The following is a 2,238-nucleotide window of genomic DNA, read 5'->3' on the forward strand; positions in this document are numbered from 1 at the left end:
CGCCGTGGGCGCCTGGTGCGCGACCTGGAGGTGCTGCGCGAGGCGCGCCCTGGCGGCGAGCTGACGCTGGCCATCGACCAGCGCCTGCAGTACATGGCCTATCGCGAGCTCAAGGCGGCGGTGGCCGAGCACGATGCCGATGGCGGCGTGGTGGTGATGATGGACGCCCGCACCGGCGAGGTGCTGGCCATGGCCAACCAGCCCTCCTACAACCCCAACAACCGCGCCGGTCTCGACCCACGCGGCCTGCGCAATCAGGCCGTCGTCGATGTCTTCGAGCCCGGTTCGGTGATGAAACCCCTGGCCATGGCGGCGATCATGGCCAGCGGCCAGTTCCCCCGCGACGTGGTGGTGGATACCTCGCCGGGCTGGATGCGCATCGACCGCTTCACCATCCGCGACATTCGCAACTACGGCGAGCTGGACCTGGCGGGGATACTGGAGAAGTCCTCCAACATCGGCATGTCCAAGCTGGTGCTGGAGCTCGATGACCCCCTGGTGCCGGACCTCTACCGCCGGCTCGGCTTTGGCCAGAGCCCCGAGACCGGCTTTCCCGGCGAGTCCACCGGCACCCTGCCGGCGCCGGTGCGCTGGTCGCGCAGCCAGTGGGCGGCGCTCTCCTACGGCTATGGACTGTCGACCTCCGCGCTGCAGCTGGCCAGCGCCTACACCGCCATCGGCAATCACGGCGAACGCCTGCCGCCGTCGCTGCTCAAGCTGCCCGAGGTGCCGCGGGGCGAACCGGTCATCGACCGGGCCGTGGCCCACGACCTGCTGCGCATCATGGAGGAGTCGGTGCAGCCGACCACCGGGGCCCGGCGCGCCATGGTGCCCGGCTACCGGGTGGCCGGGAAGTCCGGCACGGTGCGCAAGACCGGCGCCGGCGGCTATGTGCGCGATGCCTACCGCAGCCTGTTTGCCGGTATCGCCCCGGTCTCCGACCCGCGCATCGTCACCGTGGTGATGATCGACCATCCCCGCGGCGACAGCTACTTCGGCGGCGCCGTGGCCGCCCCCGTCTTCTCCCGCGTCGTCGGCAGCGCCCTGCGTCTGCTCGACGTGCCCCCCGACCAGCGCAGCCGCTGAGGCCCAGCATGCCCACGACCTTCCCCGTTTCCCGAGACACGCGAGGCCCCGCATGCGGGTGAGCCTTCATCACCTGGCCGAGACCCTCGCGCGCCTGTGGCCCGGGGCCGGGCCGCTGCCGGCCATGACCGGCCAGGCGGTGACACTTTGCACCGACAGCCGTGAGGCCAGCCCTGGGGCGGTGTTCGTGGCGGTGCCGGGGGTGGCCGCCGACGGCCGCGACCACATCGCGGCGGCGCTGGCGGCCGGCGCCACCGCGGTGCTCTGCCACTCGGGCGATGGCCGCGATTGCCCCGAGGAGCCGCGGGTGGTGGCGCTGCCTGGCCTGCGCGAGCGCCTGGGCGAGCTTGGGCGGGCGCTCTTCGCGGTGCCCGAGTCGCTGGAGTTGATCGGCGTCACCGGCACCAACGGCAAGAGCTCGGTGACGCACTACCTCGCCGAGCTGAGCGAGGCGCTGGGGGTCCAGGCGGGACTGGTGGGCACCCTGGGCCATGGCCGTCCCGGGGCACTGCGTGACGCTGGCCTGACCACGCCCGGGCCGCTGGCCCTGCAGGCGGCGCTGGGCGAGCTGGCCGCCGATGGCGTGGGGCGGGTGGCCATGGAGGTCTCCTCCCACGCCCTGGAGCAGGGGCGCCTGGACGGCTGTCGGCTGCGGGCGGCGGTCTACACCAACCTGACCCGGGACCACCTCGACTACCATGGCAGCATGGCGGCCTATGCCGCCGCCAAGGCCAGGCTGTTCCGCCGTGAGGAGCTGCGGCTCGCCGTGGTCAACGCCGATGACTCCCTGGCACGGCTGATGCTGGCCGGCGTGGGCGAGGGGGTGCGGGTGCTGGCCATCGGCGAAGACGAGGCGGTGACCTTCCGGGTGATCGACTGGCACCCCCACGCCGCGGGGCAGCGCGCGCTGGTGGCCACCCCCGAGGGGGAGCGGGTGCTGGAGACGGTGCTGCTCGGCCGCTTCAACCTGGACAACCTGCTGCTGGCCATCGCCACCCTCTACGGCCTGGGGCACGGTATCGGCGAGCTGTTCGAGGCCGCCGCCGGGCTCGCCCCGGTGCCCGGGCGCATGGAGGCGCTGCTGCGCCCCGGCGCCCCCACCGTGGTCATCGACTATGCCCACACCCCGGATGCCCTGGACAACGCCCTGGC

2 protein-coding genes are annotated in these 2,238 nt (G+C 73.0%); both read left to right on the forward strand.

Going from position 1 to position 2,238, the window contains the following annotated elements:
* The coding region (locus tag J5F18_RS08925) for a penicillin-binding protein 2 (protein WP_346301895.1) at positions 1-1,086 on the forward strand (1,086 nt) is incomplete at its 5' end.
* Positions 1,087-1,138: 52 nt separating this feature from the next.
* A partial coding sequence (gene murE, locus J5F18_RS08930) for a UDP-N-acetylmuramyl-tripeptide synthetase (protein ID WP_346301896.1) occupies positions 1,139-2,238 on the forward strand: 1,100 nt, incomplete at its 3' end.

The sequence above is a fragment of the Halomonas sp. BM-2019 genome, assembly GCF_017584085.1.